We start from the raw sequence: 23,760 nt of genomic DNA on the forward strand, positions 1-23,760 counted from the left end.
CCCCGAACCACCCACCGCAGAACGACAGGACGGTGCCTCGTGCGCATCTCTCAGGACCACGGCCCCCATCAGGGCCAGGACGCCGGACGGCCGGCCCGCGGCCGGGCGGGCGCCGCCCTCACCGTCCTGGTGGCACTCGCCCTGCTGCTGACGGGCTGTGGAGACGGAGGCAACGATTCCGCATCGAAGCCGGCGAAGGGCGCCGCCGACGCGGACCGGGTCGAGCCGCTGGCCGCCGCGCCCGCCCCGAAGCTGCCGGTGACGGTGGACTCGGCGGACGGCGAGAAGGTCACCATCGACTCCACCGACCGGATCGTGCCGCTGACCGGATCGCTGAGCGAGATCGTCTTCACCCTCGGCTTCGGGAAGCAGGTCGTCGCCCGCGACATCACCGCCACCTTCGAACAGGCCGAGAAGCTCCCGGTGGTGACCCGCGCCCACGACGTCTCGGCGGAGAGCGTGCTGTCCCTGAAGCCGACCGTCGTCCTCGCGGACACCACGACCGGCCCCGCCGAGGCGATCGACCAGATCCGCAGCGCGGGCATCCCGCTGCTCGTCGTCGAACCCGCCAAGGGGCTCGGCGACGTCGGCCGCCGGATCGACACGGTCGCCGAGGCGCTCGGCGTACCGGCCGCCGGCACCGAGCTGAAGGAGCGCACCGAGGCGCGCATCGCGGCCGTGCAGAAGACCATCCCGGACCACGCCGACGGCGAGAAGCCCCGGGTCGCCTTCCTCTATCTGCGCGGTTCGGCCTCCGTCTATCTGCTGGGCGGCGCGGAGTCGGGGGCGAGTTCGCTGCTGGAGGCGGCGGGCGCGGTCGACGCGGGCAAGACGTCCGGGCTGAAGAAGGACTTCACCGCCATCACCAGCGAGGCGCTCGCCAAGGCCGCGCCGGACGCGATCCTCCTGATGACCAAGGGGTTCGACTCGGTGGGCGGCATGGACGGTCTGGTGAAGATCCCCGGCATCGCGGAGACGCCCGCCGGAATGGACCGCCGGGTCGTCACGATCGACGACGGTGTGCTGCTGAACTACGGCCCGCGCACGGACCGGGTGCTCGCGGACATCGTCGAGCAGCTGTACGCGAAGGGCGGCAAGGGCCAGTGACGACGTCGTACGAGGAACGGGCGGACGAGGCCCGCCCCGGCCGGGGCCCGTCCCTCTCCAAGGAGCAGCCCCCGGAGACGGGCGGCGCTGCCGAAGCCGCAGGTACGGGCGCAGGCACGGGAGCGGCGGCCGAAGGGTCCTCCGCGGAGGCGCCCCCCGCCCCCAAGTCCCCGCGCAGCAAGGCGTTCGTGCTCACGGTCGGGCTCTCGCTCGCCCTGCTCGCCGGGTGTCTGCTCTCCGCCGCGATCGGCGCGTACTCCATCCCCATCGGGGACGTCCTCGGCTCGCTCCAGCACCGGATGGGCCTCGGCGGGCAGCCGCTGGACCGGGTCGGGGAGAGCGTCCTGTGGAACGTCCGGCTCCCCCGGGTCGTCCTGGCGCTGCTCGTCGGCGCCTCGCTCGGCTGCGCGGGCGCCCTGATGCAGGGCGTGTTCGGCAACCCGCTGGCCGAACCCGGCGTCATCGGGATCTCGGCGGGCGCGGCGGTCGGTGCCGTCGCCTCCATCGCGCTCGGGCTGACCTTCTTCGGCAACTGGACCATCACCGTCTTCGCGTTCATCGCCGGTCTCGCCACCGTGCTGCTCGTCTACACGCTCTCGCGCTCCGGCGGCCGGACCGAGGTCGTGACGCTGATCCTCACCGGTATCGCCGTCAACGCCTTCGCGGGCGCGCTGATCGGGCTGTTCATCTTCTTCGCGGACAACGCGCAGATCACCCAGATCACCTTCTGGCAGCTCGGTTCGCTCTCCCAGGCCACGTGGCCCAAGGTGTTGGCCGTACTCCCCTGCGCCCTGGCCGGACTGCTCATCGCCCCGTTCTACGCCCGCAAGCTGGACCTGCTGGCCCTCGGTGAGCGGCCCGCCCGCCATCTGGGCGTGGACGTGGAGCGGCTGCGGATCACGCTCGTCCTGGTCGTGGCGCTGCTGACGGCGGCCGCCGTGGCCGTGGCCGGGATCATCTCGTTCGTCGGGCTGCTCGTCCCGCACCTGCTGCGGATGGCGAACGGTCCCGGCCACCGCTTCCTGGTCCCGGGCAGCGCCCTGGGCGGTGCGCTGGTGCTGGTCGCGGGCGACCTCGCGGCCCGGACCGTGGCCGCCCCCGCCGAGCTGCCGCTCGGTGTGCTGACCGCGCTCTTCGGCAGCCCGTTCTTCTTCTGGCTGCTGCGCCGGACCCGTCGTAAGCAAGGTGGTTGGGCATGAGGACGCTGAGAGACCTGTTCGCGGTACGGAGCCGGGAGCTGCCCTCACCCGTCGCGCCCGGCTCACCCGCCGTCGAGGCCGTCGGGCTCTCGGTGCGGCTGGGCGGCCGGCAGGTGCTGGACGCCGTCGACCTCACCGCGCACACGGGCGAGGTGGTGGCGCTGGTCGGTCCGAACGGGGCCGGCAAGTCCACCCTGCTGGCCGCGCTCGCCGCCGACCTGGCCCCGGGCGACGGCCGCGTGGTCATCGGCGGCCGCCCCGCCACCGAGTGGACCGCGCCCGAACTGGCCCTGCGCCGCTCGGTGCTGCCGCAGTCCGCCGTCCTCTCCTTCCCGTTCCCGGTGGAGGACGTCGTACGGATGGGGCGGGCGCCCTGGGCCGGTACGGCGCTGGAGGACGAGGACGACGCGGCGGTGGCGGCGGCGATGGCGGCCACCGAGGTGACGCGGTTCGCCGGGCGGCCGTTCTCCGCGCTGTCGGGCGGCGAGAAGGCCCGGGTGGCGCTGGCCCGGGTGCTGGCGCAGCGGGCTCCGCTGATGCTGCTGGACGAGCCGACGGCCGCCCTGGACCTGCGCCACCAGGAGCTGGTGCTGCGGATCTGCCGGGAGCGGGCCGCCGCGGGGGACGCGGTGGTGGTGGTCCTGCACGATCTGGGTCTGGCGGCGGCGTACGCGGACCGGGTGGCGGTGCTGCACCAGGGGCGCATCGCGGAGGTGGGCCCGCCCGGGGAGATCTTCAGCGACGAGCTGCTCGGTGAGGTGTACCGGCAGCCGGTGGAGGTGTTCCCGCATCCGCGTACGGGGGCCCCGCTGGTCGTCCCCGTACGCCACCCGGCCTGAACTCCCGTCCCCGGTAGGCCTCCCGGGCGCTTGCGAGGTGCCTGCGGGTCGCCTCCCGGGGTGCTTCCCCGCCGCACTCCGGGGTTCTCCCCGGGCGCCGGATCACGGTGTGGGTGCGGTATCCGGTCCGTGCCCGCACGCCGTACGCCGCCCCGGTAGGGTTTCGACGGTCAGCGCGGGCGACGGATGCGGAAGGCGCAGAAGCAACGGATGACAAGGCTGGGTCGACTGACGGCGGGGGTCGCGGCGGCGACGGTGCTGTGCCTGACGGCGAGCGGTTGTGTGACGGTCCACGGTGAGCGGGAAGTGCTGCCGGGAGCCACGGAGCCGGAGGCCGCCCAGGCGCTGAAGGACTTCACGGACGCCTACAACGCGGCGGACAGGGCGTACGATCCGGCGCTGGACGCGGACCGGGTGACGGGGTCGCTGGGCGCGATCAACCAGGCCGGGCTGAAGGCCCGGCAGACGTACAGCCCGGACGGCAACAAGAGCCACAAGCCCCTGGAGCTGACCGACGCGACCTACGTCATCCCGAAGAAGGCCGGTTGGCCGCGCTGGTTCCTGGCGGACACCGATTCCAACCGGGACGTGGACGGCGGAAAGCTGGACACCCGTTGGCTCGTCGTCTTCGTACGGAGCGGCCCCGACGCGCTCTGGAAGGCGTCCTACCTCGGGGTCGTCCCGGCCTCCCAGGTCCCGGAGTTCACCCTCGACGGGGACGGGCTCGCCACACCGGTGGAGCCGCAGGGCGGCGAACTGATCGTGGAACCGGCCGACTTGAGCACCGCCTACACCGAATACCTGCAGAAGGGCACACCGGACGTGTTCGCCCCGGGCACGGCGACCTCGCAGTGGCGCGAGGCGCGCCGGACGACCCGGCGGGCGGGGTTCTCGTACCAGTACGTCGACCAGCCGCTGGGCAACGGCGCGTTCGGGCCGCTCGGGCTGCGCACCGAGGACGGCGGGGCGCTGGTCTTCTTCAGCAGCAAGCACTTCGAGCGGCAGGTAGCGGCAGAGGGGCTGAAGCCGGAGGCCAACGCGGATGTGAAGGCGCTGATGACCGGCGAGGTCACCAACACCCTCACCAAGGAGCGGATCTCCAGCCAGCTCGTCCATGTGCCCGCGCGCGCCGAGTCCGGCGACTCGGGCGGCCGGGTACGGGTGCTGAACCGGCTGCCGGGCCTGGTGGCGGCGAAGGGCGAGTAGGTACGGAGCCGGGGCGGCGGGCGGCCGAGGACCGTCCACGGCACGGCGCCCCGTCGACTCGGCGGCTCAGCGGGCCCGACGGATCGGCGGCCCGGCGGCTCAGGAAGTCGTTGGGCTCGTCGGGCTCGTCGGGCTCAGCGAGTCGTCGGCTCGTCCGGCTCAACGATTCAGCGGTTCATCGACTCAGCGGCCAGGCGACCGCGTCGTGGTCCAGTTCGCTCTGCTCCGCGCTCCCCGCGTACCGCGCGCAGGCGTCGGTGAGCGTCTCCAGCAGGGTCAGCGGGTCGGGCAGCTCGTACTCGGGGCCGCGCACCCAGTGGACGTCCAGCTCACCGGGGAGCCGGGCGGGCGGCAGCAGGACATAGCTGCCGCGGCAGTGCCAGCGCAGGCCCGGATGGGCGTCCAGGGTCTCGGGGTGGCAGTCCAGCTCGCAGGGCCACCACTCGTCCTCGTCCTCGGGGGTGCCGCGGGTGGCGGTGAAGAAGAGCATCCGGTCCTCGCCGGACTGGGCGACCGGGCCCACGTCGATGCCCGCCGCGAGAAGACGCTCCAGGGCGCTGCGGCCCGCGGTGAGGGGGACGTCCAGCACGTCGTGGATCATGCCGGTCGCGGTGATGAAGTTGGCGAGCGGCTGACCGTCGGCCCAGCGCTCGATCTGGGCCCGGTCGGTCGTCGACTGCGTCTGCCAGGCGAAGGAGACGGGGTGCCGGGCGGGGGTGGGACAGCCGATGCGCTCGCACGAACACCGGTATCCGAGGGGGTGGGCGGCGGGGGCGATGGGCATGCCCGCGTCGGCGACCGCCAGGAGCAGCTCCACCCTGGCCGTCTCCCCGGCCTCGGCCCCCGTCGGTTTGGGACGTCGCCGCAGCCACTGGGAAATCCTGCTCTCTGTGCCGCGGAAACGGCCGGAATCGGCGCCCATCTATCCCCTCACCTCAGCATTTCACCTCAGCGTCGTCCCTCCATCGTCGCACCATCCGGCGGCCGGGGTGGCCAGAGTTCACCAGTGGGGCCGTCTGCCACCGCACCGAGTGAGCACCATCACGCCCGATGTCACCACATAACGGATAAGGATCAAGGCCGTGGGGCCAGCCCCCCGAGGGCGTAGTCGACGATCGTGTCGGCGTACGCATGGGTGAGCGGGAGGGTCCGCAGCAGCCAGCGGTGGGTGAGGGGCGCGATCAGCAGTTCCAGGGCGGTCCGCGGATCGGCGTCGGCCCGGAGGTGCCCGGCCTCCTGGGCGGCCCGCAGCCGTGTGACGTACAGCGCGAGCTGGGGGTCGAGCAGCTTCTCGACGAATTCGGCGCCCAGCGCGGCGTCGACGATGCCCTCGGCGGTGAGCGCCCGGGTGGGGGCCTCCATCAGGGGATCGTTCAACTCGTCGACGGTGGCGCGCAGGACGAGCTTGAGGTCGGCGGCGAGGTCCCCGGTGTCGGGGATGCCGTACTCACCGCCGTTCCGGGAGTCCGCGCCCCCGTCTCCTTCCGGGGCCGCCTGCCCGGCGGCCCGGGCGGCCATGTCGAGGAAGGCCTCCATCAGGACGGCCGCCTTGGAGGGCCACCAGCGGTAGATCGTCTGCTTGCCGACCCCGGCGCGGGCGGCGATACCCTCGATCGTCGTACGCCGGTAGCCGTTCTCACCGACGAGGGCGAGGGCGGCGTCGTAGATGGCGCGGCGGGAGCGGTCGCTCCGGCGGCCGGCGTCGGGAGCCTTGCGGGGTGCCATGCGGCCAACATAGCGCGGACGAGCCGATACGTATCGTCTTGCTGAAATCCGCCGGAAACGGGCCGTCGACCGGCCGCCGCAGGACCGGCCGCCCGGCTCGCACAGGATGATCCGCCGAACCACCCGATCGGTCCACTGCGGATCCGGCCCGCACGGCGCACCATGGGCTCACGCGCAGACCGTGCGTATCCCACCGTTCCGCGGTTCCGGCCGCCGATCGCGAGGAGCCCGACTTGAACCGTGACGCCACCCCTCGTCGCTACCTGATGTGCGCCCCGACGCACTTCCGGGTCACCTACTCCATCAACCCGTGGATGGACCCGTCCAAACCCGTCGACCTGCCGCTGGCCCAGACCCAGTGGGAGGACCTGCGCGACCGCTACCGCTCCCTCGGCCACACCGTCGAACTGCTCACCCCCCGCCCGGACCTGCCGGACATGGTCTTCTCGGCCAACGGGGCCACCGTGATCGACGGGCGGGTGCTCGGCGCCCTGTTCGCCTACCGGGAGCGGTTCGAGGAGGCGGAGGCCCACCGCGAGTGGTTCCGCGAGCACGGCTTCACCGACATCCGCGAGCCGGACCACGTCAACGAGGGCGAGGGCGACTTCGCGGTCACCGCCTCCTACCTCCTGGCCGGGCGCGGCTTCCGCTCCAGCCCGCTCTCGCACGACGAGGCGCAGGAGTTCTTCGGGCTGCCGGTCATCGGGCTCGACCTGGTGGACCCGCGCTACTACCACCTGGACACCGCGCTCTGCGTGCTGGACGCGGCGGCCGACGAGATCATGTACTACCCGGACGCCTTCTCCCCCGGCAGCCGCGCCGTCCTGCGCCGGCTCTTCCCGGACGCCCTGCTCGCCCGGGAGGCGGACGCGGCGGCGTTCGGCCTCAACTCGGTGAGCGACGGCCGCCACGTCCTGCTCCCCCAGGCGGCGACGGGCCTGCTGGACCCGCTCCGGGACCGCGGCTTCGAGCCGGTCCCGATGGACCTGGGCGAACTGCTCAAGGGCGGCGGCAGCGTGAAGTGCTGTACGCAGGAGTTGCGGGGGTAGTCGGCGGGCGCGCGGGTGCCGTTTCCCTGGGGGAACGGCACCCGTGTGTGACGGCACCCCTGTGTGGACGTACCGGCCCCGACGAGGTCCGACGCGTCGAGTCCGCTCCGCGACCCGGCCTCCTAGGCGGTGCCCTCCGGCGGCCAGGGCTCGCCCCAGGCGATGTTCCTGGCCGCCCGGTACAGCTCGCCGTGGCGCTTGGTGACCGTCGAGCGGTCCAGGCCCTCGTCCCGGGTGCACAGCTCCAGCAGCACCTGGCCCTTGCGGATCTGGGGGCGGCGGGTGACGCGGGCGGGCGCCGGGGTGGTGGGGAAGCGGGTGGCGGCGACGTAGCTGAACTTCTCGTCCTCGTGGCTGAGCGAGCCGCCCTTGACCTGGCGGTGCAGGGAGGAGCGGCTGACCCGGGCCGAGAAGTGGCACCAGTCGGTGCCGGGGGCGATCGGGCAGGCGGCGCTGTGCGGGCAGGGGGCGGCGATGGTCAGCCCGGCGGCGACCAGGCGGTCCCGGGCCTCGATGATCCGCGCGTAGCCGTCCGGGGTGCCCGGCTCCACGATCACCACGGCCTGTCCGGCCCCGGCCACCGCGTCGACCAGCTCGGTCCTGGCCCGGGCGGTCAGCTCCTTGAGTACGTAGCTGACGGTGACCAGGTCCGCCGGGGCCAGCTCCAGCGCCGCGCCGATCCGGGCCCGCTCCCAGCGTGCCTCCCGCAGCCCCGGCACCCCGGACGCCTCGGCCAGTTCGCGGCCCAGCTCCAGTGCGGGCTCGGCCCAGTCCAGGACGGTCGTCGCCGCGCCGCCCCACGCCCCGGCCACGGCCCAGCTCGCCGCGCCCGTGCCGCCGCCGACGTCGGTGTGGGTGGCGGGCGCCCAGTCGGGCGCGGCCTCGACGAGGGCGTCGAGGGCGGACCGTACGGCCTCGAAGGTGGCGGGCATCCGGTAGGCCGCGTACGCGACGACGTCGGAGCGGTCCCGCAGGATCGGGGCGTTCGTCGGGGTCTCCCCGCGGTAGCTGGCGATCAGCCGGTCGACGGCCTGCGCGGCCTGCTTCGGCGGCAGCCCGTCGAGCAGCCCGGCCAGGGCGGCGCGCAGGGACTGGGCGGTGGGGAGGGTGACGTTCACCGCCGAATTGTAGGCGGAGGGGGTGGGCGGATGTATTCCGTCCGGGGTGGGGTACGGGAGCGGGCTCGGGAGCCCCCCAGCAGTGCCCCGTCACCCGTACGAACGGGATTTCCGTGAACTCCACGCCGTCCGGGGCCGATTGCTACGCTGGCCCGCGCGGGAGAGGGCACGGGACCAGGCAGGACAGGGCCACCGGGGGAAGCCATGAGACAGCAGGCCGTGCGGCCGGCCCTGGTCGGCGGGGTGGTCCTCCTCGTCCTGCTCCTCCTGCTGGCGGCCTGCGGTGGCTCCCCCGGCGGCGGACGCGACGACGGGCACGGCACGGGCGGTCGTACGGAGGTCTCCGGCGCCGCTCCCCACCCGGCGGGGCGGGTCGCGCGGAGCGCCGGGCCGGTCACCCGGCTCACCGTTCCGCCGCAGTACACCACCGACCGGGGCTGGGAGGTCATCGGTGCCTCCCCCGAGGTCGCCGTCTCCCACACGACGGGTCGGCTTGCCTATCTGGAGCGTACGGAGGGGCACCGCTACCGGCTGCGCACCATCGACACCGCCACCGGCGAACCGGGCTGGAGCGGCCAGGCGTCGCGGCCGCCGGACCCGCCGCACTACCCGAGGCTCGCCACCGTCACCGCGCAGGACCGGCAGTACTTCGTGACCTGGTCGTACGGGAAGGCCGGCGACGGGATGACCCCCGCCTCCACCTTCGTGGCGCTCGATCTGTACGACGTGACGAACGGCTCCCAGCGGCGGGTCGAGGTGCCGTGGTCCGGGGCTCCGGGCGTCAGCACCAGCGGCCCGGAGATCGTGATCAGCGACGGGCGGGCCAACAGCACGCTGGTCGACCCGGTCACGGGGGCGGTCTCCGCGGTGGGCGCGGGGAGGCTGCAGTATCCGAAGGGCTGTCCGGCCTGCAAGCAGCTCACGGAGGTGTACGGGCAGACCGGCGCGGGCCTGCTCGTGGGCGGGGCGCGGGAGTTCTGGGTGCGCGGCGGCTGGTTCAGCCGGAACGTGGCGCCCGGCGGCACGGACCGGGCCGACGGTGTGGTCACCTCGGTGGCCCCGGGCCGGGTGCTGGCCAGGTGGGCCCTGGAGAAGAAGGCGGAGCGGGCCGCCACCCACGATCTCTGGGCGGTCCACGACGCGGCGACCGGCCGGGTGCTGGCCTCGGTGGAGTGCCACCGGCCCGCCATAGAGCCGGGGCGCCACCCGCAGGCGGTCCTCTCCCCCTCCGGTGACCACCTCGTCGCCGGGAACCTGGCCTTCGACCTGGAGGCGGGCCGGGGGCGCTGCTTCGAGGGGGCGGACGGGGTCGGCCGTCTGTCGCTGGCCACGGTGACCGACGACGGCATCGCGTACGGGGCCGAGAACGCGCGCGACGCGGCGGACGCGCTCTCCGGAGGCGGGCTGCCGGTCGCGGTGGACCTCACGGCCTGGACGGTCTCCCGGCTCTCGCGCAACGCCCGGCTGCCGGGGGCGGAGGCGACCGGGGTGGGGGTGTTCCGCTGGACGGACCGGCAGGACCGGACGCATCTGATCGGCTATCCGCGTACGGACTGACCGGGCGGACGGGCTGACCGGGCGGACGGACGGATCTGCCGCCCGGACGGATCGGCCGGAGGACCGCATCGGCCGGACTCATCTGCCGCCCGGACGCATCGGCTGTCCGCGCACGGAGTGGACGGCCCCCGACGCACCGACCCACCGACCCACCGACCCACCGCACCGTACGGACCGGACCGCACGGACCAGGCTGTACGGACCCGACCGCACGGACAAGGGCCGTACGGACCAGGCCCCGGGGCCGCGTACGCCCCGGCCCCCACGGACGCGTACCGGATCACCCCCCGGCGCGCGTCACAGCCCCGCCGCCTCGCGGCCCGCCCGCTGCCACGGGCGGCACAGGGCCAGGAAGCAGCCCACCGCCGCCACCGCGCACACCAGTTGCACGACCGCCATCGGGACGGCCGTGTCCTCGCCCGCGATACCGACCAGCGGCGAGGCGATCGCCCCGATCAGGAACGAGGAGGTGCCGAGCAGCGCGGAGGCGGAGCCCGCCGCGTGCTTGGTGCGCATCAGGGCCTGGGCGTTGGTGTTGGGCATCGCCACACCCATGGCCGACATCAGCACGAAGAGCCCGGCGGCGATCGGGACGAGGCCCACCTCCCCGAAGACGCCCAGGGTCATGAGCAGCAGCGCGAGGGCCGCGAGGACGATGACGGCGAGGCCGAAGCCGAGCACCTTGTCCAGGCGGAACCGGCCCACCAGCAGCTTGCCGTTGATCTGTCCGACGGCGATCAGGCCGATCGAGTTGAGGCCGAAGAGCAGGCTGAAGGTCTGCGGGGAGGCCCCGTAGATCTCCTGCACGACGAAGGGCGAGGCGGCGATGTACGCGAAGAGGACGGCGAAGGCGAGCCCGCCGGTGATCATGTAGCCGGTGAAGACCCGGTCCGCGAGCAGCCCGCGCATGGTGCGCAGGGCGTCGCCGACCCCGCCGGTGTGGCGGCTGCCGGGCGGCAGGGTCTCGTGCAGCCACTTCCAGACGACGAGGGTGAGGAGGACGCCGATCCCGGTCAGCACGACGAAGATGCCGCGCCAGTCGGTGAAGCGCATCACCTGCCCGCCGATCAGCGGGGCGATGATCGGGGCGACGCCGGAGATCAGCATCAGGGTGGAGAAGAACCGGGCCATCTCCACGCCGTCGTAGAGGTCCCGCACCACCGCCCGGGCGATCACGATCCCGGCCGCGCCCGCGAGCCCCTGGAGGAGGCGGAAGCCGATGAGGAGTTCGGCGGTGGGGGCGAGCGCGCAGATCGCGGTGGCGGCGACGTAGACGACCATGCCCAGCAGCAGCGGCTTGCGGCGGCCCCACCGGTCGCTCATCGGTCCGACGACGAGCTGGCCGAGCGCCATCCCGGCCAGGCAGGCGGTCAGCGTGAGCTGGATGGTGGCGGCGGGGGCGGAGAGGGAGTCGGTGACGGCGGGGAGCGCCGGGAGGTACATGTCCATGGAGAGCGGCGGGAGTGCGGTGAGCCCGCCGAGCACCATGGTGACCAGGAACCCGGTGCGCCGGGCGGTCCGCAGGGCCTGGGCCGTCGGCCCGGCGGCCGCCTCGGCCGCTCCCACGGCTCCGGCCGCCCCGGACACGGTGTCCGCCCCGGCCGCCCTGATCGCCTGCGCCGGGAGGGTGGGCGGGGGCCCGGCCCCGGGGCCGGGGTTGGGTATGTGCTCTCGCTGGGCCCGGCTGCCGCCGCTCTCCGGCATTCTCTTCTCCGAATCGTTGAATCCGCATCTATGCTCTCAGCTCGGACGGAGTGGTCGAAACCTTTTTCGTTACGGCGGGGTGGGGCGGGCATGGGCGGGACGAACAGAACGGGCGGCACGGTCGGGGCGGGCGGGACCGGCGGTGCGGGCAGGACGACGGTGCGCTGGGGGGTTCTGGCGACGGGCGGCATCGCCGCGACCTTCACGGCGGACGTGCAGGCGCTGCCGGACGCCGAGGTGGTGGCCGTCGCCTCGCGTACGGAGAGTTCGGCGCGGGCCTTCGCCGAGCGCCACGGCATCGCGCGGGCCTACGGGAGCTGGACGGAGCTGGTCGCGGACGACACGGTGGACGTGGTGTACGTGGCCACCCCGCACTCGGCGCACCACGCGGCCGCCTCGCTCGCGCTGAAGGCCGGCAAGCACGTGCTGTGCGAGAAGGCGTTCACGCTCAACAGCCGGGAGGCGAAGGAGCTGGTCGTACTCGCCCGGGACCAGGGCCTCTTCCTGATGGAGGCCATGTGGACGTACCTGAACCCGGTGGTCCGCCGACTGACCGAGCTGGTACGGGACGGGGCGATCGGGGAGATCCGCACCGTGCAGGCCGACTTCGGCTTCGCGGGCGACTTCGCCCCCGGTCACCGGCTGCGCGACCCGGACCTCGGCGGCGGCGCGCTGCTGGACCTCGGGGTCTACCCGGTCGCCTTCGCCCACCTGCTGCTGGGCGAGCCGTACCGGATCCAGGCCGACGCGCTGCTCTCGCCCGAGGGGGTCGACCTGAACACGGGGATGCTGCTGGGCTGGGAGTCGGGCGCCACCGCGCTGCTCTCCTGCTCGATCGTCGGCCACCACCCGACGGCCGCCACCGTCATCGGCACGGAGGGCCGGATCGACCTCCCGCGCGACTTCTTCCACCCGGACCACTTCGTGCTGCACCGCGCGGGGAAGGAGCCGGAGACGGTCACCTCGGGGCCGGGGCCCCGGGGGCTGTCCGGGATGCAGTACGAGGCGGCCGAGGTGGCGCGCGCGGTGCGGGCGGGTGAGACGGAGTCCCCGCTCGTCCCGCTGGAGGGCACGCTCGCGGTGATGCGGACGCTCGACGCGGTACGGGACCGCATCGGCGTCCGCTACCCGGCGGACCGCTGATACCGCCTGGGCCCTGACCGGCGGACCGCCGACACCACACGGGCCCTGACCGGCGGACCGCGGACCTGTTCTACGCGGGGTGGAGCCCCGGGTTCCCCGCCTCCGTGACGAGGGAGGCGGCCGTGGTGACCGGGGCTCCGGGGGTGGTGACCGCCGACACCGTGCGGAAGTCGGCGCGGGCCGCCGTCTCCGTCAGCGTGACCAGGGCGTAGCCGCGCCGCCCGTTGTAGTGCTTCATGTGCGGGTTGGCGCGGGTCTGGTTCTCCCAGTTGGCAGGGCGTTCCGCACCGTCCTTGCCGCTGGAGACCGAGGTGGTGACGATCTCGGTGCCGACGGTCCGGGAGGCCGGGTCGTCGAAGTCCTTCTTCAGGTCGAAGGCGTACGAGACGTGGACGTCGCCGGTCAGCACCATCAGATTGGCCACCCCGGCGGACTCGGCCCCGTCCAGCAGCCGCTGCCGGGCGGCCGGGTAGCCGTCCCAGGCGTCCATGGAGAGCTTGTAGGCGGCGGTGGGGACGTCCCGTCGCTGAGCGAGCGTGACCTGCTGCGGCACGACGTTCCAGGTGGCGTCGGAGGCGCGCCAGCCGTCGAGCAGCCAGCGCTCCTGGGCGGCGCCGGTCATGGTGCGGGCCGGGTCCTCGGACTCCGGGCCGGGGGTGCGCCAGCCGTCCCCGTACGCCTGGTCGCTGCGGTACTGCCGGGTGTCCAGGATGTCGAACTGCGCGAGCCGCCCGAAGCCGATCCGGCGGTAGAGCCGCATGTCGGGGCCGGTGGGGCGCTGCGGGGTGCGCAGGGGCTGGTTCTCCCAGTACGCGCGGTACGCGGCGGCCCGGCGGAGCAGGAACTCCTCGGGCGGTACGTCGTTCTCGGGGATCTCGCCCGCGTAGTTGTTCTCGGTCTCGTGGTCGTCCCAGGTGACGACGAAGGGGTGGGCGGCGTGGGCGGCGCGCAGGTCCGGGTCGGACTTGTAGAGGGCGTAGCGCAGCCGGTAGTCCTCCAGCGTGACGGTCTCGCGGTTGAAGTGGGCGGGGAGGCGGCGGTCGGTGTAGTTGCGGGCGCCGCCGGTGGCGTTGACGGCGTACTCGTAGAGGTAGTCCCCCAGGTGGAAGACCACGTCGACGTCCTCGGCGGCCAGGTGGCGGTGGGCGGTGAAGTACCCGTCGTGGTACGCCTGGCAGGAGACGGCGGCCAGGGTGAGCGAGGCCGTACGGGCTCCGGCGGCGGGGGCGGTGCGGGTGCGGCCGGTGGGGCTGGTCCAGCTGCCGGTGAGGAAGCGGTAGTGGTAGACCCGGCCGGAGTCCAGGCCCTGGATCTCGGCGCGGACGCTGTGGCCGTACTCCGCGTGGGCGGTGACCCACCCGCGCCGCACGATGCGCCGGAACCCCTCGTCGTGGGCCAGCTCCCAGCGGACCTCGACCCGGGAGGCGGGGAGGCCGCCGCCGGGCTCGTACGGGCGGGGCGCGAGCCGGGTCCAGATGAGGACGGAGTCGGGCAGCGGGTCGCCGGAGGCCACGCCGAGGGTGAAGGGGTCCTCGGTGATGCGCCGGGCGTCCAGCACGGCGGCGCTCGCCGTCCCGGCGGCGGGCAGGCTCATCGAGAAGGCGAGCGCGGCGACGGCTCCCGCCCCGGTGAGCAGCCGGCGGCGGTCCAGGCCTCCGTTCCGGGCTAACGGACGGGTGGCGGTGGGAAGTTCGGCGGGCCGGTCGTCGCGGACCGGGGCCATGCTTGTCTGTGCGGCTGTCATATGCCCCTCGCTGGTCGGATGGAGCCGGATGCTGTCGGAATCCAGCGCACCGCCGGTGCCCGACGCGCCGTTGTCGCGTGCACAACATCCGCATGGCGGGTCGATGAGCACCGCGTGCCCGATGCGCGGCCCTCCGCCGACGCCTCGTGCCCGATGCGCGGCCCTCCCCGAAGCCTCGGGACCTCCCGCCCTCCTTCTCGAAGCGCCGCCCGGCGGCACCGCGTCCACCCCCTGGCACCTCCCGCCCGCCGCCGGACGCCTCCCGTACGCTCCCGGGCCATGAACACTGATCGACGCGTCGCTGTAGTCACGGGTGCCGGTTCGGGGATCGGGCGGGCCGTCGCGCTCGCCCTCGCGGGTGCGGGGTGGTCGCTCGCGCTCGCCGGGCGGCGGGCGGAGCCGCTGGCGGAGACCGCGGCCGCGGCCGGCTCCCCGGACGCGCTCTGCGTCACCACGGACGTGACCGACGAGGACGAGGTGGACGCGCTCTTCACCGCCGTACGGGAGCGGTTCGGGCGGCTGGACCTGCTGTTCAACAACGCGGGCACGTTCGGGCCCGGAGGCGTACCGCTGGAGGACCTCGCCACGGCGGACTGGCGGGCGGTGGTGGACGTGAACCTGACGGGGGCGTTCCTCTGCGCGCAGGCGGCGTACCGGCTGATGAAGGAGCAGGACCCGCAGGGCGGCCGGATCATCAACAACGGTTCGATCTCCGCCCACGCGCCGCGCCCGCACTCGGTGGCGTACACGGCGACCAAGCACGCGATAACCGGGCTGACGAAGTCGCTGGCGCTGGACGGGCGGCCGTACCGGATCGCCTGCGGTCAGATCGACATCGGCAACGCGGCGACCGAGATGACCGAGCGGATGCAGACGGGCATTCTCCAGGCCGACGGGAAGCCGGCGGTGGAGCCGGTGATGGCGGCAGCCGATGTGGCGCGGACCGTGGTGCACATGGCGGGGCTGCCGCTGGAGGCGAACATCCCGTTCCTGACGGTGATGGCGACGAACATGCCGTACGTGGGGCGGGGCTGAGGGGCGTGGCCGCACCAGGTTTCAGATGTGATCATTTCTGCCCGAACTTGCCGCAGAGAGACCGACTTTGCGGATTTCCGCACTCCCGGACCGGCAAGCGCGTACTGACCGTATGATCACATCCTGCTTCACCTTCACCAGAACGACACAGAAGGAACACCGCATGCGCATACGCACCGCTGCGCCGATCGCCCTGGCCGCCGCCACCGCACTGGCCGGCTCGCTCCTCGCCACGGCGGCACCGGCCACGGCGGCCGCCCACAAGGGCGGGCTGCACTTCGGCGCCATCCAGTACGACGGTCCCGGCAAGGACGACCGGACGAACAAGTCGCTGAACGCCGAGTGGGTGAACATCCACAACAACAGCAAGCAGAAGGTCCAGCTCAAGGGCTACCAGGTGAAGGACAACACCGGCTTCACCTACACCTTCGGCAGCTACACCATCGGCGCGGGCAAGACCGTCAAGCTCCGCACCGGCAAGGGCAAGAACGTCTCGGGCACCGTGCACTGGAACCGGGGCTCGTACGTCTGGAACAACACCGGCGACAAGGCCCGGCTGATCAAGCCGAACGGCAAGCTCCAGGCCTCCTGCTCCTGGGGGAAGTCGACCCCGAAGAACAAGGGCCTCAAGAACTGCCACTGACGCCCGTGCGCTGATGGCGGGGCTGCCGCGGTTCGGGGGGACTGCGGCAGCCGTACGGGGAGGACCCGGGGGGGACGGCCCGGGGGGCCCGGGGTGACGGGCCGGGGTGACGGGCCGAACCGGACGGGAGAGGCCGGACGGGAGAGGCCGGACCGCACGGGACAGGCCGGACGGGAGCTGTTCGGCGGGGCAGACCGTGCCGGACCGGCGGGCGCACGGGCGGACGGACGGGACAGGCTCCGGGAATGGCGGGACCCGTACCGGGGTTGGACTGCTCCATGACACACGATCCCGCGCCCGAGGTCCTGCGCTACACCGCCTTCTCCGCCGACCCCGAGGGCGGAAACCCCGCGGGTGTCGTCCTGGACGCGGCCGGACTGGACGAGGAACGGATGCTCGCCGTCGCGGCGGAGCTGGGGTACAGCGAGACGGCGTTCCTCACCGGGCGGACCGGCGACGGCGCGTACACCGTCCGCTACTTCAGCCCCAGGGCCGAGGTCCCCTTCTGCGGCCACGCCACGGTCGCCACGGCCGTCGCGCTGGCCGAACGGGACGGTCCGGGCGAGCTGGAGTTCACCACCGCCGCGGGCCCGGTGCCGGTCACCGTGGTCCGGGAGGACGGGGAGCTGCGCGCCACCCTGACCAGCGTGACCCCGCACGTCACGGAGATCGGCGCGGCGGATCTGGCGGAGGCGCTGGCCGCCCTGGACTGGCCGGCCACCGACCTCGACCCGGCCCTGCCGCCCCGGATCGCCTACGCGGGCGCCCGCCATCTGGTGCTGGCGGCGGCGACCCGGGAGCGTCTGGCCGACCTGGCCTACGACTTCGCCCGGCTCGAAACGCTGATGCACCGGCTCGACCTGACCACCCTCCAACTGGTGTGGCGCGAGACAGCGGAGGTCTTCCACGTCCGGGACCCCTTCCCGGTGGGCGGGGTGGTCGAGGACCCGGCGACCGGAGCGGCGGCCGCCGCCTTCGGCGCGTACGCACGCGAGCTGGGGCTCACCCCGGAGACGGCCGTGCTCACGCTCCACCAGGGCGCGGACATGGGCCGCCCCGGCACCCTCACGGTCGAGCTGCGCGCGGGGGACGCCCGGGTCAGGGTCGCCGGGACGGGGGCCCGGATCGGCGGCTGATCGGCGGGCGCTGTCCGGCTCGCCTGACCTACGGGCCCCACTCCGCCGGCCCTCCGGAAACGGACGCGCCCCGGTCAGACCGAAGCGCCCCGGTCAGACGGTCAGTTCCCCCGCCGGGGAGACGCGGGCGAACCAGCGCTCGGTCTCCTCCGGTTCGAGGGCGCGTTCCAGGATGAGGTCGCCGCGCATGCCCGGGAAGAAGCGGCCCGCGGGCCAGGTGCGCGCGTAGGACGGCTCGTCCAGCACCAGCAGGCGTACGCCGTCGACGACGGGGATGCCGGCGGGGCTCCCCTCGTTCCAGAGCCGGTCGCCGCCGGGGGCGACCAACTCGAAGGAGCCCTGGGTCTCCACCTGCCCGGGGGTCTCCCGGCAGACGGCGACCTCCTGCGGAGCGGGGGCGCGCCCCGCCACATGGCCGCCGCCTATGAGCGCGTCGGCGAGCAGGGTGTGCAGCTGGAAGTTGTCGCCGATGCCGGAGAGCCGGAGCAGATAGCCGGTGGCGCTGGGCCGGTGGAGGACGACGAGCGGCTCGTCGTCCAGCACCTGGAGCGCGTAGGAGAGGGACCGCAGTTCCTGGCCGGACGCCTGCGCCACGGCGGCGAGCAGCCGCAGCAGCTCGCCCCGGCGGCCACCGGCCTGCCCGCGTACGGTCGCGTCGTCCGGCCCCTCGGCCACCGCCGCCCCGCCCAGCCCCGCCCGTACCGCCCGGTGGTTCAGGAGGGCGACCGCCGCCGTCTCCCACTGGCTCAGCGTCCACCAGCCCACCGCCGCAGCGAACCCGGTCCGCTCGACGATCTCCTCGCCCGGCTCCCCGTCGTCCGGGACGGGGAACGGGCCGCCCCCGGTCGCCGCCCACGCCTCGCCGAACGCCACGGCCCCCTCAAGTGCCGTCCGCAGCCCGGCCAGTACGCCCGGGGCGCAGCGCTCGGCGTCGGCGCCGCGCTCGACACAGGCCCCGACGAGTACGGCGACGACGGCGCGGGGGCCGGGCGGAACCCGTTCCAGTACGGCGGCCAGGCGCGGGCCACCGGCGAACAGCTCGGTCTCCCCGGCCCGCCCGAAGGTCTCCTGCAGCCGGATGAACGCCTTGCCGGACCGTTTCGCGTCCTGGGCCACCACAGCGCCCTCGAAGTCCGCGACCGCTCCCCCGAAACCGGCCTTGCTGAATATCATTCCGTCATTTTATCGCCGCCCTTTCGGTGGCGGTGAGGCCGGTCGGTGTCCGGCGGGCCGATGGGCGGAACCGCGTCGATCGCGGGAGGATACGGGCATGGCCGCCCCCGAGCCCGATGCCCCGCGGGAGCCCGATGCCCTCGCCGATGCCGCGACGGATCCGGGTCCCGCCACTGAGACGGACCCGGGCGCGGACCCGCATGCGCACCCGGCCCCGGAGGCGGAGGCGGACCTGGACGCGGAGGCGGAGGCCGGCGCCCCGGCCGGTCGGGAGCCGGTGACCGTCCCCAGCATGTCCGCCGGTCCGGACTTCGTCCTGCGCCCCTGGGAGATGAGCGATCTGCCGCTGGTACGCGAGGCCTCCCACGACCCGTACATCCCCCTCATCACGACGGTCCCGGCCCGCTACTCGGACGCGGCCGCCGAGGCGTTCGTCCGCAGGCAGTGGGAGCGGGCGGCCACGGGCGCCGGGTACCCGTTCGCGATCGTCCGCTCACGGGACCGGCGGCCGGTGGGGGCCATCGGGCTCTGGCTGCGGGAGCTGCCGGAGGGGCGGGCCTCGATCGGGTACTGGATGGTCCCCTCCGGGCGCGGCCAGGGGGTGACCCGCGCCGCCCTGCGTACGGTGACGAGCTGGGCCCTGCGCGACCTCGGCATCCCCCGCCTCCAGCTCTTCGTCGAACCCTGGAACACCGCCTCCGCCCGGATCGCCGTGGACGTCGGCTACCGGCGCGAGGGGCTGCTGCGCGGCTGGCAGCGGGTGGGGGACGAGCGGCGCGACATGGCGGTCTACGGGCTGCTGAACACCGACGGGCCTGTGGATGGCCGGGCGGTAACCGCGGACTGAACACCGAGGCGTTACGATCGCGGGCACCGCTGCCGACCAGCAGCCGTACGGCAGCCGAGCCCAGGAGTACCGAACTTGTCCGCACCACGCATCGGCGTTTCCATCGTGACCATGGGGGACCGCCCGCAGGCGGTCGAGGCGCTGCTGGCGTCGGTCGCGATGCAGGACGTCCGGCCCACCCGACTCGTGATCATCGGCAACGGGACGGCGCTTCCGGACTACGCCGCCACCCCCGGCCTGGAGGATCTCGACGGCGGGGTGACCACCATCGAGCTGCCGGAGAACCTGGGCTGCCCGGGCGGCCGCAACGAGGGGCTGCGCCGGCTCGCCGAGATCGGTGACGTGGACGTGGTGATCGAGCTGGACGACGACGGGCTCCTGGTCGACAAGGACGTCTTCCGCCGGGTCCGGGACCACTTCGCCGCCGACGACCGGCTCGGCATCGTCGGCTTCCGGATCGCCGACGAGCACGGCGAGACCCAGCGCCGGCACGTGCCCCGGCTGCGGGCGGGCGACCCGATGCGGGGCGGCCAGGTGACGGCGTTCCTCGGCGGGGGCCACGCGTTCTCGATGAAGATGCTGGCCGAGACGGGGCTGTGGCCCGCGGAGTTCTTCTTCACCCACGAGGAGACGGACCTCGCCTGGCGGGCGCTGGACGCGGGGTGGAAGGTGCTGTACGAGCCGGAGCTGCTGCTCCAGCACCCGAAGACGTCCCCCGCCCGGCACGCGGTGTACTACCGGATGACAGCCCGCAACCGCGTCTGGCTCGCCCGCCGCAACCTGCCCCTCCCCCTGGTCCCGGCCTACCTCTCCACCTGGACCCTGCTCACCCTGGCCCGCACCCGCGACCCCAAGGGGCTGCGCGCCTGGGCGGGCGGGTTCGCGGAGGGCGTCCGCACCCCGTGCGGTGACCGGCGGCCGATGCGCTGGTCGACGGTGTGGCGGATGACGAGACTGGGCCGCCCGCCGGTCATCTGACCCTGCGGCAGCCGAGGCCCTCGGCCCTCGGCCATCAGACCCCGGCGCCATCCTGTCCGACGGAGCGACCGTCCGGCCGGGAGCCTTCCCGGGCAGCCCTCCCAGGCAGCCCTTCCCGGACAGCGTCCCGGGAGGGCCGGGTCCAGGTCACCCCGGCCCAGGTCACCCCGGCCCAGGTCTCCCCGGTCCCGGTCTCCCGATCCCGTCGGCACGCCACTTCCACCGGTCACAATGGAAGGGCTTCCACATCCGCCGCGAAGGAGGGCCCGCGTCCATGGCCGAGGAACCGCCCCGCCATCACGCCACGCTGGACGAAGTGGCCGCGCTGGCCGGTGTGTCGCGGTCGGTGGCCTCCCGGGTGATCAACAACGCCCCCCATGTCAGCCGGGCCAAGCGCGAGTCCGTCGAGAAGGCGGTCCGGAAGCTCGGCTACGTACCGAATCCGAAGGCACGCGCGCTCGCCACACGTCAGGCGGGAGCGGCCGCGCTCGTCATCTCGCGGGACGACCCGGAGGTGCTGACCGATCCGTTCTTCGGGCAGGTCATCGCAGGGGTGGCGGCCGCTCTGGAGGAGGCGGACCTGCACATGATGCTGTGTGTGGCCGCCACCCCGCGCGGCCGGGAGCGAGTGGAACGGCTGGTGCGCTCCCGGGCCGTCGACGGGGTGATGGTGACGGCGTTGCACGAGGACGACCCCCTGGCCCGGATCGCCGGGGAGAGTCCGCTGCCGGTCGTCTTCGGCGGACGCCCGGTGGGCTTCGAACCGCGCCATTACGTGGACATCGACAACGTCGGCGGCGCACGGGACGCGACCGATCACCTGCTCGGCCTCGGGCGGACCCGCGTGGTCACGATCTGCGGGCCGCTGGACACCGAGGTGAGCGACTCCCGCAACCGCGGCTACCGGGAAGCCATGACGCTTGCCGGCCTGACGCCCCTGCCGCCCGAGGTAGGCGACTTCTCCGAAGCCGCCGGAGCCGCCGCCATGACCCGGCTGCTCCGGGCGCATCCGGATCTGGACGGGGTGTTCGCCGCCAATGACAACATGGCGGCGGGCGCGCTGCGCGCCCTGCGCGGAGCCGGTCGGGCGGTGCCCGAGGACGTGGCTGTGGTGGGGTTCGACGACCTCGACATCGCGCGGATCACCGAACCCGCCCTCACCACCGTCCACCAGCCCATCCGGGGCCTGGGCCGCGAGATGGCCCGGATGCTCGTCGGCCTCATCGCGGGCCGCGCCTCCGGGCCGCTGATCCTGCCCACGCACCTGGTGAAGCGTTCCAGTACCTGAGCAGCCGGTACCTGAAGGGCCGGAGGGCCGGCATCTGAAAGGCCGGTATCTCAAGGGCTGCTGCCCGAGGGAGCCGATGCCCGGGGGCCGAAGTCCGCGGGCCGACCGGTGTGGAGGGGGACGCGCTCCTGCCCACCGGCCGGCCCCGGTAGGCGGGTAGGCACCCAAACCGGTAGCGCTTCCAGCTTTCCTGATGCCCTCCCCGCCCCTTGTCGTGGTAGTGATGCGCTGCTACTTTCTGGAAGCGCTCCCAGTTTCCGCGAAGCGTCCGAGGCGCCCTCCCCACACGGTCACGCCGTCGGCGGACGCCGCTCCCGTCCCGCACGGATTCCCCCCGCGCAAGGAGGCCGCAATGCACTCCCCCACGGCATCACGTCGGTTCCTCACCCGTCGCTGGCTGCTCGCTCCGCTCGCCGCGCTCGCACTGGTCCTCCAGCCGATGACCGCTCCCGCGCACGCCGTCGGCGGCAGCTTCACCGACCACTTCGACTTCCACGACACCGCCCGCTGGAGCAAGGCCGACGGCTGGTCCAACGGAAGCATGTTCAACGTCGGCTGGCGTGCCGACCACACCTGGTTCAACGGCGGCGTCATGGGCCAGAACCTCGACGTCGCGACCTGCCCCGCCGGCTGCTCGGGCAAGCCCTACGCCTCCGGCGAGTACCGCACCAACGACCTCTACTCGTACGGCCGCTTCGAGGCCCGGCTGAAGGCGGTCAAGCGCGAGGGCGTCGTGACCGGGTTCTTCACCTACACCGGACCGAGCGACGGCCAGCCCTGGGACGAGATCGACGTCGAGATCCTCGGCAAGAACACCCGCCAGATGCAGACCAACTACTTCACCAACGGGGTCGGCGGCCACGAGACCGTCATCGACCTCGGGTTCGACGCCTCCGCCGGGTACCACGACTACGCCATCGAGTGGTGGAACCAGGGCACCATCAACTGGTTCGTGGACGGCAGGCTGGTCCACCAGGAGAACGGCTCGCGCGGCCCGCTCCCCACCCGTCCGATGCGCATCATGACCAACCTGTGGCCCGGGATCGGGGTCGACGACTGGCTCGGCCGGTTCACCTACCCGGGCACGCCGCTGACCGCGAGCTACGACTGGATCAAGTACACGAAGTACTGAGTCGGGCAACCGGCTCCGGCGGAGGAACCGGGCGGGGAAACAGCGGGAGAGCCCCTGACCGGCGTCGAACCGGTCAGGGGCTCTCCCGGCAGACGAGTCGCGCTGTACGCCGGGTTCTGTCGCCCGGTCGCCTCGCGGCGGCCGGGGAGACGGCCATCCATCTAGGACCGGCATTGCTGCCGGTCTCGTGCGGTCTACCCGTGAACTCGGGCGAGCAGCCCTCGGACGTTCACGCAGGGCCGTCCATCGCTGGAACGGCCCCTCTTGACCTTGCTCCGGGTGGGGTTTACCTAGCCGCCTGAGTCACCTCAGGCGCTGGTGGTCTCTTACACCACCGTTTCACCCTTACCCGGGACCGAGGTCCCGGGCGGTCTGTTCTCTGTGGCACTGTCCCGCGGGTCACCCCGGGTGGCCGTTAGCCACCACCCTGCTCTGTGGAGCCCGGACGTTCCTCGGGAGGATCCGGGGATCCTCACGCGGCCGTCCGCACGGCTCGTCTGCCGTGATCGCCATCCTACCGGGCGGACCGACAGGTCGGCCGGTGCCCCTCAGCCGAAGTCCGCCGTCTCCAGGTCGAAGCCGAAGGGCTCGGGGAGCGGGAGCGGTTTTCCGTACGGGATGGTGAGGTGCTGGCGGTAGTCGTCGCCCTCCGGGTCGCTGAACAGCGTCACCGAGGCGGCGTCCCGGTCGATGAGGAGGTAGAGCGGGATGCCTCCGCGCGCGTAGCAGCGGCGCTTGGCCTCGCGGTCGCCCTGGGGCCTGGTGGAGGTCACCTCGACGACGAGGGCGACGCCTTCACAGGGCATCCAGGGGTCGGCGCCGCGGAAGAGCCTCAGTTCGAGAGGAGCGAACGTGCCGTCGGGGATCGCGTGGTTCTTCGGGCAGCCTCCGCCGCTGCGGAGCTTGAGACCCTTGTTCCCGGAGAACTGCATGCGCGTACGGGCACGCCTCGCCACTTGGTCCACGATCAGCCCGATGTAGTCCTCGTGGTCCCCGTCCGGCGGCGGCGTCACGACAATCTCCCCCTCGATCAGTTCCGCCCGGAAGCCTTCCGGCGTGTCCAGGGCCAGGAAGCCCTCCAGAAGGACTTCCGCCTGCGTGAGCGGCTCGTGCGCCATGGCAGTCATGTCACGCCCC

General features: G+C 73.3%; 20 protein-coding genes, 1 other RNA gene and 1 pseudogene. 14 read left to right on the forward strand and 8 right to left on the reverse strand.

All coding sequences use genetic code 11. The features are described 5' to 3' along the window. Positions 1 to 39: 39 nt before the first annotated feature. The 4 genes from ACQ9ZG_RS08095 to ACQ9ZG_RS08110 all read left to right on the forward strand — a co-directional run bounded on the left by ACQ9ZG_RS08095 (position 40) and on the right by ACQ9ZG_RS08110 (position 4,351). Positions 40 to 1,107 carry a heme/hemin ABC transporter substrate-binding protein gene (locus ACQ9ZG_RS08095; RefSeq protein WP_028415490.1) on the forward strand — a complete coding sequence of 356 codons (1,068 nt, stop codon included), beginning with the start codon at positions 40 to 42 and terminating at the stop codon, positions 1,105 to 1,107. Then, positions 1,104 to 2,306, forward strand: coding sequence for a FecCD family ABC transporter permease (locus ACQ9ZG_RS08100; RefSeq protein WP_258312320.1), 1,203 nt, complete (start codon positions 1,104 to 1,106; stop codon positions 2,304 to 2,306). Before ACQ9ZG_RS08095 ends, ACQ9ZG_RS08100 begins: the two co-directional genes overlap by 4 nt. Further along, positions 2,303 to 3,145, forward strand: coding sequence for a heme ABC transporter ATP-binding protein (locus ACQ9ZG_RS08105; protein ID WP_028415488.1), 843 nt, complete (start codon positions 2,303 to 2,305; stop codon positions 3,143 to 3,145). Before ACQ9ZG_RS08100 ends, ACQ9ZG_RS08105 begins: the two co-directional genes overlap by 4 nt. Positions 3,146 to 3,355: 210 nt before the next feature. Next, positions 3,356 to 4,351 carry an SCO2278 family lipoprotein gene (locus ACQ9ZG_RS08110; RefSeq protein ID WP_109916339.1) on the forward strand — a complete coding sequence of 332 codons (996 nt, stop codon included), beginning with the start codon at positions 3,356 to 3,358 and terminating at the stop codon, positions 4,349 to 4,351. Between the two features lie 175 nt (positions 4,352 to 4,526). On the opposite strand, the gene ACQ9ZG_RS08115 is transcribed toward ACQ9ZG_RS08110, so the two are convergent. Both ACQ9ZG_RS08115 and ACQ9ZG_RS08120 read right to left on the reverse strand, forming a co-directional pair. Beyond that, a complete protein-coding gene (locus tag ACQ9ZG_RS08115) occupies positions 4,527 to 5,273 on the reverse strand; it encodes a bifunctional DNA primase/polymerase (RefSeq protein ID WP_026237299.1) in 747 nt (248 codons plus the stop codon). A 152-nt stretch (positions 5,274 to 5,425) separates the two neighbouring features. Beyond that, positions 5,426 to 6,076, reverse strand: coding sequence for a TetR/AcrR family transcriptional regulator (locus tag ACQ9ZG_RS08120; RefSeq protein ID WP_109916340.1), 651 nt, complete (start codon positions 6,074 to 6,076; stop codon positions 5,426 to 5,428). 206 nt (positions 6,077 to 6,282) lie between these two features. Here ACQ9ZG_RS08120 and ddaH point away from each other — a divergent pair. After that, a pseudogene (gene ddaH / locus ACQ9ZG_RS08125) lies at positions 6,283 to 7,125 on the forward strand (dimethylargininase); the annotation flags it as partial. Positions 7,126 to 7,247: 122 nt separating this feature from the next. Here the strand turns inward: ddaH and ACQ9ZG_RS08130 are convergent. Further along, positions 7,248 to 8,243 carry a small ribosomal subunit Rsm22 family protein gene (locus ACQ9ZG_RS08130; RefSeq protein ID WP_415736777.1) on the reverse strand — a complete coding sequence of 332 codons (996 nt, stop codon included), beginning with the start codon at positions 8,241 to 8,243 and terminating at the stop codon, positions 7,248 to 7,250. Between the two features lie 204 nt (positions 8,244 to 8,447). Here ACQ9ZG_RS08130 and ACQ9ZG_RS08135 point away from each other — a divergent pair, with 204 nt between their 5' ends. Beyond that, positions 8,448 to 9,800: a hypothetical protein gene (locus ACQ9ZG_RS08135; protein ID WP_109917185.1), complete on the forward strand. Its 1,353-nt coding sequence runs from the start codon at positions 8,448 to 8,450 to the stop codon at positions 9,798 to 9,800. Between the two features lie 297 nt (positions 9,801 to 10,097). Here ACQ9ZG_RS08135 and ACQ9ZG_RS08140 read toward each other — a convergent pair whose 3' ends face one another. After that, positions 10,098 to 11,504: a multidrug effflux MFS transporter gene (locus tag ACQ9ZG_RS08140; RefSeq protein WP_028415482.1), complete on the reverse strand. Its 1,407-nt coding sequence runs from the start codon at positions 11,502 to 11,504 to the stop codon at positions 10,098 to 10,100. Between the two features lie 90 nt (positions 11,505 to 11,594). On the opposite strand from ACQ9ZG_RS08140, the gene ACQ9ZG_RS08145 reads away from it, so the two are divergent. Continuing rightward, complete coding sequence (locus ACQ9ZG_RS08145; RefSeq protein ID WP_258312366.1) at positions 11,595 to 12,647, forward strand: Gfo/Idh/MocA family protein; 1,053 nt, start codon at positions 11,595 to 11,597, stop codon at positions 12,645 to 12,647. A 70-nt stretch (positions 12,648 to 12,717) separates the two neighbouring features. Here the strand turns inward: ACQ9ZG_RS08145 and ACQ9ZG_RS08150 are convergent, their stop codons facing one another. After that, the gene (locus tag ACQ9ZG_RS08150) at positions 12,718 to 14,391 is read right to left on the reverse strand and encodes an alkaline phosphatase D family protein (RefSeq protein WP_109917104.1); all 1,674 of its coding nucleotides are present in this window, start codon (positions 14,389 to 14,391) and stop codon (positions 12,718 to 12,720) included. A gap of 279 nt (positions 14,392 to 14,670) precedes the next feature. Between ACQ9ZG_RS08150 and ACQ9ZG_RS08155 the strand changes: the two genes are divergently transcribed. The 3 genes from ACQ9ZG_RS08155 (at position 14,671) to ACQ9ZG_RS08165 (ending at position 17,205) form a co-directional block, all read left to right on the forward strand. Continuing rightward, a complete protein-coding gene (locus ACQ9ZG_RS08155) occupies positions 14,671 to 15,426 on the forward strand; it encodes an SDR family oxidoreductase (protein ID WP_028415479.1) in 756 nt (251 codons plus the stop codon). Positions 15,427 to 15,589: 163 nt separating this feature from the next. Then, positions 15,590 to 16,069: a lamin tail domain-containing protein gene (locus tag ACQ9ZG_RS08160; protein ID WP_018486830.1), complete on the forward strand. Its 480-nt coding sequence runs from the start codon at positions 15,590 to 15,592 to the stop codon at positions 16,067 to 16,069. Positions 16,070 to 16,347: 278 nt separating this feature from the next. After that, entirely contained in the window at positions 16,348 to 17,205 is an 858-nt protein-coding gene (locus tag ACQ9ZG_RS08165) for a PhzF family phenazine biosynthesis protein (protein WP_109917239.1), read from the forward strand. 93 nt (positions 17,206 to 17,298) lie between these two features. Here the strand turns inward: ACQ9ZG_RS08165 and ACQ9ZG_RS08170 are convergent, their stop codons facing one another. After that, positions 17,299 to 18,378: a hypothetical protein gene (locus ACQ9ZG_RS08170; protein WP_499280187.1), complete on the reverse strand. Its 1,080-nt coding sequence runs from the start codon at positions 18,376 to 18,378 to the stop codon at positions 17,299 to 17,301. Positions 18,379 to 18,475: 97 nt separating this feature from the next. Here ACQ9ZG_RS08170 and ACQ9ZG_RS08175 point away from each other — a divergent pair, with 97 nt between their 5' ends. From ACQ9ZG_RS08175 to bglS, 4 genes are all read left to right on the forward strand, one after another. Then, positions 18,476 to 19,225 (forward strand): GNAT family N-acetyltransferase, encoded by a 750-nt coding sequence (locus ACQ9ZG_RS08175; RefSeq protein WP_258312211.1) that lies wholly within the window; start codon positions 18,476 to 18,478, stop codon positions 19,223 to 19,225. Positions 19,226 to 19,300: 75 nt separating this feature from the next. Then, positions 19,301 to 20,203 carry a glycosyltransferase family 2 protein gene (locus ACQ9ZG_RS08180; RefSeq protein ID WP_018486834.1) on the forward strand — a complete coding sequence of 301 codons (903 nt, stop codon included), beginning with the start codon at positions 19,301 to 19,303 and terminating at the stop codon, positions 20,201 to 20,203. Positions 20,204 to 20,477: 274 nt separating this feature from the next. Continuing rightward, on the forward strand, positions 20,478 to 21,491 hold the full coding sequence (locus ACQ9ZG_RS08185) for a LacI family DNA-binding transcriptional regulator (RefSeq protein ID WP_109915931.1): 1,014 nt from the start codon (positions 20,478 to 20,480) through the stop codon (positions 21,489 to 21,491). Positions 21,492 to 21,843: 352 nt separating this feature from the next. After that, a complete protein-coding gene (gene bglS / locus ACQ9ZG_RS08190; protein ID WP_028415474.1) occupies positions 21,844 to 22,623 on the forward strand; it encodes a beta-glucanase in 780 nt (259 codons plus the stop codon). Between the two features lie 89 nt (positions 22,624 to 22,712). Here bglS and rnpB read toward each other — a convergent pair. Next, an RNA gene (gene rnpB, locus ACQ9ZG_RS08195) (RNase P RNA component class A) lies at positions 22,713 to 23,119 on the reverse strand. A 52-nt stretch (positions 23,120 to 23,171) separates the two neighbouring features. Next, entirely contained in the window at positions 23,172 to 23,741 is a 570-nt protein-coding gene (locus ACQ9ZG_RS08200; protein ID WP_028415473.1) for a Uma2 family endonuclease, read from the reverse strand. Between the last annotated feature and the right edge of the window lie 19 nt (positions 23,742 to 23,760).

Origin of the sequence: Streptomyces araujoniae (assembly GCF_050871195.1) — a bacterium.
In the GTDB taxonomy this organism is placed as follows: domain Bacteria; phylum Actinomycetota; class Actinomycetes; order Streptomycetales; family Streptomycetaceae; genus Streptomyces; species Streptomyces bacillaris.